This window comes from Bradyrhizobium sp. Leo170, from assembly GCF_004296405.1.
Lineage (GTDB): Bacteria > Pseudomonadota > Alphaproteobacteria > Rhizobiales > Xanthobacteraceae > Bradyrhizobium.
Genome location: NZ_PSRR01000375.1, coordinates 1 through 7996 on the forward strand (window position 1 = coordinate 1; position 7996 = coordinate 7996).

Genomic DNA, 7996 nt, shown 5'->3' on the forward strand with positions numbered 1-7996 from the left:
TGCCTCCGCAAACACGGTGGCAGATGGACTCGCGGAGGTGCCCCTCACCCGAAATTCAAGCTGCGCTTGAATTTCGACCTCTCCCCGCGAAGAGCGGGGCGAGGTGAAACCAGGTTCACGCGCTTGCGCGTCTCAGGAAATCACCGCGCGCTTCGGTGAATTCCGCCTTGAGCCGCGCCACCAGTTCGGCGACCGGCGGCGTGTCGGTGATCTGGCCAATGCCCTGGCCCGAACCCCAGATGTCGCGCCACGCCTTGGCCTTCGTGTTGCCGCCGGAGCCGAAGTTCATCTTCGACTTGTCGGCGACAGGCAGATTGTTCGGATCGAGACCGGCGGCCACGATCGACGGTCCGAGGTAGTTGCCATGCACACCGGTGAACAGGTTCGAATAGACGATGTCGTGGGCGGCATGTTCGGTCAGCGCCTGCTTGTAGCGCGGATCGGCATTGGCCTCTTGGGTGGCGATGAAGCGGGTGCCCATGTAGGCGAGGTCGGCGCCGAGCGCGAGCGCGGAGGCGATGCTCCAGCCGTCGGAGATCGCGCCCGACAACAGGATGGTGCCCTTGAACCATTGCTTGACCTCGCGCACCAGCGCGAATGGCGACAGTGTTCCTGCATGTCCGCCGGCGCCGGCGCAGACCAGGATCAGGCCGTCGACGCCCTGCTCGGCGGCTTTCCGCGCATGCTTGACGTTGATGACGTCGTGAAACACCACGCCGCCATAGGAATGCGTGGCCTCGACGATTTCCTGTGGCGGCCGCAGCGAGGTGATGATGACGGGGACCTTGTGCTTCACGCAGGTTTCCATGTCCCGCATCAGCCGGTCGTTGGAGGCGTGGCAGATCTGGTTGACCGCGTAGGGCGCGACTTTCTTGTCCAGATTTTGCGCCTTGTATTCGCCGAGTTCGTCCTCGATCTGCGTCAGCCATTCGTCGAGCTTCTCGGCCGGCCTGGCGTTCAATGCCGGAAACGAGCCGACGATGCCGGCTTTGCACTGGGCGATCACGAGATCAGGCCCCGACACGATGAACAGCGGCGAGCCGACCACCGGCAATTCGAGACTGTTGGCGAGCGATGCTGGCAACGGCATGTCTGATCCTCCCGGCGCCTGCGGCACCTTATCTTGACGCCGTCAATATAGGGCTGGACGGCGCGACGACGGCGTTCAATATTGAACAGTCAATCTACCAGGGATGAACGGGCTATCGACGCGAGGCAGTCGGATGGATTGGGACCTGTGCAAGACCTTCGTCGCCGTGGCGGAGACCAGGAGTTTCGCCGCGGCCGGGCGCCGCCTGCGCGCCAGCCATCCGACCGTCGGCCGCAAGATCGCGGCGCTCGAGAAGCAACTCGGCACCCGCCTGTTCGCGCGTTCCAATGACGGATTGTCGCTGACCTCGCAGGGTCGCAAGTTTCGCGAGCATGCCGAAGCCATGGCGGCTGCGGCACTCCGCGCCGAGGCCGCGGCTTCCGCAACCGGCGAGCAGGCGAGAGGCGTCGTGAAGCTGTCGATCGGTGCGACGCTGGCCGCGCACTGGCTGATGCCGCGGCTCGGGCCGTTCCTGCGTGACCACGACCATATCCAGCTTGAGATCATCACCTATCCGTTTCCGGCAAGCGTGCGCCGCCGCGAGGCCGACGTGGTGCTGCGGCCGGTCGACGCTGGCGAGGAGAACCTGATCGGGCGCAGAATAGGCCGGCTCGGCACCGGGTTCTACGCCTCGCGCGACTATGCCGCGCGGCGCAAGCTGCCGGAGCGGCGCGACGAGTGGCGGGGGCACAGCATCATCGGGTTTGCCGACCAGGCGTCGAACGCGCATCTGGCGCGCTGGAGCGACTTCATCACGCGGCAGGGAACGGTCGTAATGCGCTGCTCGTCGCAAGGCGACATGCTGGCCGCTGCGCGCGCCGGCCTCGGCATCTCGGCGCTGTCGTGCTTCGTCGCTTCGAGCCACCCAGATCTGGTGCGGGTCGCACCGCAGAAGCTCGGCAGCGTCTCCGATCTCTGGCTGCTCGCGCATCCGGACCTGATCGAGCTGCCCGCCGTCCGCGCCGTCACCAGCTTCGTCACAGCCAGTGCCCGCGAAGACCGCATCAGGCTGCGCGGCTAGCGACACCTTTCGTAGCCCGGGTGGAGCGGAACGCGTAACCCGGGACACCTGCATCGGCGTCGACGAGCGGTCCCGGGTTACGCTGGCGCTTCACCCGGGCTACGAAGCTGCGATCACGCCTTCGCGTTTCTTCAGCACCCGGTAATAGGCCCACCACAGATGCGCGGCGGCGCCGCGCAGCGGGCGCCAGGGTTCGGCCAATGGGGCCATCTGTTTGGCGGTCGGCCGCTCCTTCAACCCCAATCCGATCTTCACCGCCTCCTGCACGGCGAGATCGCCCGCCGGCCAGGCGTCGCCATGGCCGAGGCAGAACAACAGATAGATGTCCGCGGTCCACGGTCCGATGCCGGGCAGTGCGGTCAGCGTGTTGTGGGCGATGTCGGCCTCTTCGTTCGCGAGCACGTCGAGGTTCAGCCGTTCGGCGGCGAGCTCGCGCGCGATGTGCTTCAGCGTTTTGATCTTCGCCGCCGACAGGCCGAGCCGGCCAAGCCGATCGGCACGCGCCTTGCCGATCGCATCATGATGAAAGGGATCGAACGCCTTGCTGACGCGGCCCCAGATCGCTGCGGCGCTCGCGGTCGAAAGCTGCTGGCCGCAGACGATCGCGGCAAGCCCGGCGAAGCCCGGCTCGCGCTGCCGCAGCGCCGGCATGCCGGTGACCTCCAGAACCGGCCTCAGCCGCTTGTCCTGCTTCACAAGAGTTTCGATTGCGTCTTCGAGGTCTGACTGAGTTTCGAAGTGGATGAGCATGGAGGAACAGTCTCGTCGCGTCATGCGCGGGCTTGACCCGCGCATCCATCTGCTATCGATAAGAGTCCTAGAGGATGGATTGCCGGGTCAAGCCCGGCAATGACGAATTCCAATACAATGTCGCCACCCGTTTTCCGATTCGCGCCGAGCCCGAACGGTTATCTCCATCTCGGCCACGCTTTTTCGGCGTTGTTGAATTTTGATCTCGCGCGCGAGGCCGGGGGACGATTCCTGCTGCGGATCGAGGATATCGATCCGACGCGCTGCCGGGTGGAGTTCGAGACTGCGATCTACGAGGACCTTGCGTGGCTTGGCATCGCCTGGGAGACGCCGGTGCGGCGTCAGTCGGAGCATCTCGATGCCTATCGCAAGGCGGTCGAGCAATTGACCGCGCAGGGCCTGCTCTATCCGAGCTTCGAGAGCCGCGCTGAAATCGCACGTCTGGTCGCCGAGCGCGAGGCGGCTGGACCATGGCCGCGCGATCCCGATGGTGCGCCGCTCTATCCGGGCGCCGCGCGATCGTTGCCGGCGTCGACCGGCTGCGGTTGATCGAGGCCGGGACGCCTTACGCGCTGCGGTTGAATATGGCGGCGGCTCGCGCGCGGGTCAAAGATCTGACCTGGACCGAACAGGGCGAGGGGCCGGCCGGCGAGCACGGAACCGTACCCGCCCGGCCGGAGGCGTGGGGTGACGTTATCCTGGCGCGCAAGGAGACGCCGACCAGTTATCACCTCTCGGTCGTGATCGACGACGCCCTGCAGGAGGTTACCGATGTGGTCCGGGGACAGGACCTGTTCTGGTCGACCAGCGTGCAGCGGCTGCTGCAGGCGCTGCTCGGGATCGGACCGCCAGCCTACCGGCACCACCGGCTGATCCACGATTCGGCCGGGCAGAAACTGTCGAAGTTGACCAAGGCGACGGCCTTGCGGGAACTGCGCGCCGACGGCGCGACGCCCGCTGATATCCGTCGTCTCGTTGGCTTGTCTTAGAGCCACCAGGGCCGTCGGCCAAAGGTCTCCGTGACACCGGCCGCCTCGGCATGCCATTCTGCCAGCCGGGGCAGGGTTCACGGGAATCATGGCGGCAAGATCGCGCGCTGGGCGCACCATTCGGCATCCCAAGAAGACGCCGTCGCGGAAGCGTGTCTTGAAGGCGGCAAAAGCACGCCGCGTGCGCGCGCCTGCGGAGGCAGGGCCCGGCGTGGTCGAAACCGCGCTGGCGGCGTTCGCGCATGAGGTCCGCACCCCGCTCACCGGCATTCTCGCGATCAGCAACCTGCTTGCGACCTCCGACCTCGACGAGCGCGAGCGACGCTGGGTCGATACGATCCAGGCCGGCGCCGAGCATCTGGCGAGCCTTGCGACCCTGTTCGTGGATGCGGCGCGAAGCCGTGGCCCCGGCCTCGAGATGCGGCAGGATTTCTTCGACCTGCACACGCTTGCCCGCAACGCCGGGAATTCACTCGCAGGGCGGGCGGCGGCCAAGGGCCTGCAGCCCTCGGTCGATATCTCCGAAAAGTTGCCCGCCTTCGCCGTCGGCGATTCCATTCGGCTGCGTGCGGCGCTGGAGAACCTGATCGACAACGCGGTCAAGTTCACCGAGCGGGGAACAGTCGCGCTCGAGGTCACGCCGATGCGCGCCGTGAAAGGCAAGGTCGGGGTCGCCTTTGCCGTCTCCGACAGCGGCATCGGGCTTTCGCTCGCCGAGATCAAGCGTCTGTTCCGTCCGTTCTCGCAGGCCAATGTCCGGGTCGCCTCGCGCTTCGGCGGCGCGGGCCTCGGCCTCTCCTCGGTCAAGCAGCTTGCGCGGGCCATGGGTGGTGACATCGTCGCCAGGCCGCGGCGGGGTGGCGGCACCACCTTTACGCTGACGATCGTGCTGGCGTCCGCCGGCGAACCGGCCGCATCCAAAGGCCATGCCGGGAGCGACGTCCCGGCGGGGTCGCCGCGCGCGCTGCGGCTGCTCAGCGTCGAGGACAATCCGTTCGGCCGCGTCGTGCTCAACACCATCCTCACCGAGCTCGGCCATCAGGCGGAGTTCATCGGCGAGGGCGAAGCGGCGCCGGAGCGGCTCGCGCAGGGCGCCTTCGACGCCGTGCTGATGGATATGGTGCTGCCCAGCATCGACGGGGTCGAGGCGATCAGGCGTATCCGCGCGCTTCAGCCGCCGCTCGGCCGCATTCCGATCATCGGGATTTCCGGCCGCAGCGAGGACGAGGCGGCCTCGCGCGCGGCCGGCGCCGACGCATTCCTGGTCAAGCCTGTGAGTCCGCGTGCTTTAGCGACTGCGCTGCTTGAAGCGATACGCCCTTCGGCAGACGCGACTTGATGATCGCCGCGTTCAACTCGCCGCCATAGACGAAGATCGCGGCGATGAAATACAGGAACACCAGCGCGATGATCACCGACGCGAGCCCCGCATACATCGTGACGTAATTGTTGGCGAAGCGCGCCAGGTACTGGCCGAACACGATGCCTGATATCAGCGAAGCGACCATGGTGAAGATGATGCCGGGCAGGATCTGCAGGAAGCTGCGGCGCCCCGCGGGCAGCCAGGCGTGCAGGATGAGCAGCGCGACGGTCAGCGCGGTGATCGTGATGCCGTAACGTGTGATGTTGAGGATGCGCTCGTTGCTCTCGACGAAGAACGGAATGAAGCGCCGCGCGGTCTCGAGTGTCAATGGACCGAGCACGATCAGGAACGCCATCGCGAGCGAGGTGACGGCGGCGATCAGGGTGTAGCCGATCGATTCGAGCCGGAGCCAGTACCAGCGCCGCCGCTCGACGACGGCATAGGCGCGGTTCAGTGCCACCCGCAGCGCTTCGACGCCGTTGGACGCGAAATAGACCGCGAGCGCCGCGCCGATGGTGAGGATGTCGCCGCGCGTGGTCGTCAGGACGTCGTGGACCTGGCTCGACAGCGTGTCTGCGACCTGTTTCGGCCAAGTCTGCAGCAGCAGGCTGGCGGCCTGGTCGGCCAGTTCCTTGGAGCCGAAAAAGCCGGCGAGGGAGGTCAGCACGATCAGGAACGGGAACAGCGCCATCAGGGTCGACAGCGCGATATGGCTCGCAATCGCCCAGCCGTCGTCGGCGAGGAACGTGTAGAACGCATCCATCACGACGCTGTAGACGTAGCGAACCTGCTTCACTTCCCACCCTGATCCGGCCAGCCCAAGCCGCACACCAGCTTCCGATATAATCGCGCCAAACGCCAGATCGTTGCATTTGCCCCATGTGGCGCTTCGGATATCGCGGTGTTATGTAGCGTGGATGGCATCCTTCTTAAGTACGTTCATTCTCCCGATCGCGGTCGGCGCCGTCGGGGTCGTCCTGTTGCTCGGTCTCGCCAACATGATGCGCGGCGGCTCGCCGAACACCTCGCAGAAATTGATGCGGCTGCGCGTCTTGCTGCAATTCGTCGCCATCGTGATCGCGATGCTCGCGGTCTGGGCGATGGGGCGCTAGGCTACTTCACCTCTCCCAAAGGAAGACGTGGTCACGAAAGCCGGAGCTGAAACATGGTTGTGCTCAACAAGATCTATACGCGCACCGGCGACGACGGCACGACGGCGCTCGGAAGCGGTGAGCGGCGGCCGAAATATGATCTGCGCGTCAGCGCCTACGGCACGGTGGACGAGACCAATGCCGCGATCGGCGTGGTGCGGCTTCATCTTGCGGATAACCCGGCGCTCGACCGCATGCTCGGCCTGATCCAGAACGATCTGTTCGATCTCGGCGCCGACCTCGCGGTGCCCCAGCGCGAGGGCAAGGCGGAGCGTTTGCGGATGCTGGCGAGCCAGGTCGAGCGGCTCGAGCGCGACATCGACACGCTGAATGCCGAGCTTGCGCCGTTAACCTCTTTCGTGCTCCCCGGCGGTACCCCGGCTGCGGCCTATCTGCACCTCGCCCGCACGATTTGCCGCCGGGCGGAACGGATGATGGTGGAACTTGCGGCCAGGCCGGACGAGCCGGTCAGCGAGGCTGGCATCCAGTATATGAACCGCCTGTCGGATTTCCTGTTTGTGGCCAGCCGCTTCCAGAACGACAAGGGCGCCGGCGACGTGTTGTGGGTGCCCGGGCAGAACCGCTAAAGCGTTTTCAAGCGGATGCAATCAGAACCGGATATGCTCTAGAATGGGTTTGAAATCCCCGGGGCCGATTTTTGGCTTTCGCGCGTTGACCGCCGATAGCGGGACCTTTAGGTTCCGCGCCCAAGCCAATCAACCCCCTAATTTCAAAGCGAAAGAGGATCGATGAAGGTTCTTGTGCCGGTAAAGCGGGTCGTCGACTACAACGTCAAGGTCCGCGTCAAGAGTGACGGATCGGGCGTGGAGCTCGCCAATGTCAAGATGTCGATGAACCCGTTCGACGAGATCGCGGTCGAGGAAGCGTTGCGGCTGAAGGAAGCCGGCAAGGCGACCGAGGTCGTGGTGGTGTCGATCGGCCCGGCGCAAGCTTCCGAGACCATCCGCACGGGACTGGCGATGGGCGCCGACCGCGGTATCTTGGTCAAGGCCGAGGGCACGGTGGAGCCGCTCGCAGTCGCCAAGCTCCTGAAGTCGGTGGTCGAGGCGGAGAAGCCCGGCCTCGTCATCCTCGGCAAGCAGGCGATCGACGACGATAGCAACCAGACCGGCCAGATGCTGGCCGCGCTGCTCGGCTGGTCGCAGGCGACGTTCGCCTCCAAGCTCGAGGTCGAAGGTTCTGACTTCAAGGTGACGCGCGAGGTCGACGGCGGCCTGCAGACCGTGAAGCTGAAGGGCCCGGCGATCGTCACCACCGACCTCCGCCTCAACGAGCCGCGCTACGCCTCGCTGCCCAACATCATGAAGGCGAAGAAGAAGCCGATCGACGACAAGAACGCCGCCGATTACGGCGTCGATCTCACGCCGCATCTCGAAATCCTCAAGACTTCGGAACCGGCAGGCCGCAAGGCGGGCGTCAAGGTCAAGGACGTCGCCGAACTGGTGTCGAAGCTCAAGACCGAAGCCGGGGTTCTCTAAATGACGACATTGCTGATTGCCGAACACGAACACGAGAAGCTGAAGGACGTCACCAACAAGGCGCTGACCGCCGCCAGCCAGTTGGGCGGCGACGTGCATGTGCTGGTCGCCGGCGGCGGGGCGGGCACCAAGG

The 7996-nt window shown here is 65.5% G+C and carries 8 protein-coding genes and 2 pseudogenes; 7 read left to right on the plus strand and 3 right to left on the minus strand.

What is annotated here, in order from left to right; translation table 11 throughout:
- Positions 1-115 precede the first annotated feature (115 nt).
- Positions 116-1090: an NAD(P)H-dependent flavin oxidoreductase gene (locus CWO89_RS37385; RefSeq protein WP_130583374.1), complete on the minus strand. Its 975-nt coding sequence runs from the start codon at positions 1088-1090 to the stop codon at positions 116-118.
- Positions 1091-1223: 133 nt separating this feature from the next.
- Between CWO89_RS37385 and CWO89_RS37390 the strand changes: the two genes are divergently transcribed.
- Positions 1224-2111 (plus strand): LysR family transcriptional regulator, encoded by an 888-nt coding sequence (locus tag CWO89_RS37390; RefSeq protein ID WP_130583375.1) that lies wholly within the window; start codon positions 1224-1226, stop codon positions 2109-2111.
- 99 nt (positions 2112-2210) lie between these two features.
- On the opposite strand, the gene CWO89_RS37395 is transcribed toward CWO89_RS37390, so the two are convergent.
- Positions 2211-2861: a DNA-3-methyladenine glycosylase family protein gene (locus CWO89_RS37395; protein ID WP_130583376.1), complete on the minus strand. Its 651-nt coding sequence runs from the start codon at positions 2859-2861 to the stop codon at positions 2211-2213.
- 117 nt (positions 2862-2978) lie between these two features.
- Between CWO89_RS37395 and gluQRS the strand changes: the two are divergent.
- Together gluQRS and CWO89_RS37405 are read left to right on the plus strand one after the other, a co-directional pair.
- A pseudogene (gene gluQRS, locus CWO89_RS37400) lies at positions 2979-3850 on the plus strand (tRNA glutamyl-Q(34) synthetase GluQRS).
- 88 nt (positions 3851-3938) lie between these two features.
- The gene (locus CWO89_RS37405; RefSeq protein WP_130583377.1) at positions 3939-5189 is read left to right on the plus strand and encodes an ATP-binding protein; all 1251 of its coding nucleotides are present in this window, start codon (positions 3939-3941) and stop codon (positions 5187-5189) included.
- Here CWO89_RS37405 and CWO89_RS37410 read toward each other — a convergent pair.
- Complete coding sequence (locus CWO89_RS37410) at positions 5116-6009, minus strand: YihY/virulence factor BrkB family protein (RefSeq protein ID WP_130583378.1); 894 nt, start codon at positions 6007-6009, stop codon at positions 5116-5118. The genes CWO89_RS37405 and CWO89_RS37410 overlap by 74 nt on opposite strands.
- A 121-nt stretch (positions 6010-6130) precedes the next feature.
- On the opposite strand from CWO89_RS37410, the gene CWO89_RS37415 reads away from it, so the two are divergent.
- The 4 genes and pseudogenes from CWO89_RS37415 to CWO89_RS37430 form a co-directional block, all read left to right on the plus strand.
- The gene (locus tag CWO89_RS37415) at positions 6131-6325 is read left to right on the plus strand and encodes a twin transmembrane helix small protein (protein ID WP_035690040.1); all 195 of its coding nucleotides are present in this window, start codon (positions 6131-6133) and stop codon (positions 6323-6325) included.
- A 53-nt stretch (positions 6326-6378) separates the two neighbouring features.
- Positions 6379-6951, plus strand: a complete 573-nt coding sequence (locus CWO89_RS37420; protein ID WP_130583379.1) for a cob(I)yrinic acid a,c-diamide adenosyltransferase — start codon at positions 6379-6381, stop codon at positions 6949-6951.
- 162 nt (positions 6952-7113) lie between these two features.
- Positions 7114-7863 (plus strand): electron transfer flavoprotein subunit beta/FixA family protein, encoded by a 750-nt coding sequence (locus CWO89_RS37425; protein WP_130583380.1) that lies wholly within the window; start codon positions 7114-7116, stop codon positions 7861-7863.
- A pseudogene (locus tag CWO89_RS37430) lies at positions 7864-7996 on the plus strand (electron transfer flavoprotein subunit alpha/FixB family protein); the annotation flags it as partial.

What these genes read in the sequence shown, in the direction of transcription:
- CWO89_RS37385 (WP_130583374.1), bottom strand. Translation starts at nt 1,090, where the DNA reads ATGCCGTTGCCAGCATCGCTCGCCAACAGTCTCGAATTGCCGGTGGTC.
- CWO89_RS37390 (WP_130583375.1), top strand. Translation starts at nt 1,224, where the DNA reads ATGGATTGGGACCTGTGCAAGACCTTCGTCGCCGTGGCGGAGACCAGG.
- CWO89_RS37395 (WP_130583376.1), bottom strand. Translation starts at nt 2,861, where the DNA reads ATGCTCATCCACTTCGAAACTCAGTCAGACCTCGAAGACGCAATCGAA.
- CWO89_RS37405 (WP_130583377.1), top strand. Translation starts at nt 3,939, where the DNA reads ATGGCGGCAAGATCGCGCGCTGGGCGCACCATTCGGCATCCCAAGAAG.
- CWO89_RS37415 (WP_035690040.1), top strand. Translation starts at nt 6,131, where the DNA reads ATGGCATCCTTCTTAAGTACGTTCATTCTCCCGATCGCGGTCGGCGCC.
- CWO89_RS37420 (WP_130583379.1), top strand. Translation starts at nt 6,379, where the DNA reads ATGGTTGTGCTCAACAAGATCTATACGCGCACCGGCGACGACGGCACG.
- CWO89_RS37425 (WP_130583380.1), top strand. Translation starts at nt 7,114, where the DNA reads ATGAAGGTTCTTGTGCCGGTAAAGCGGGTCGTCGACTACAACGTCAAG.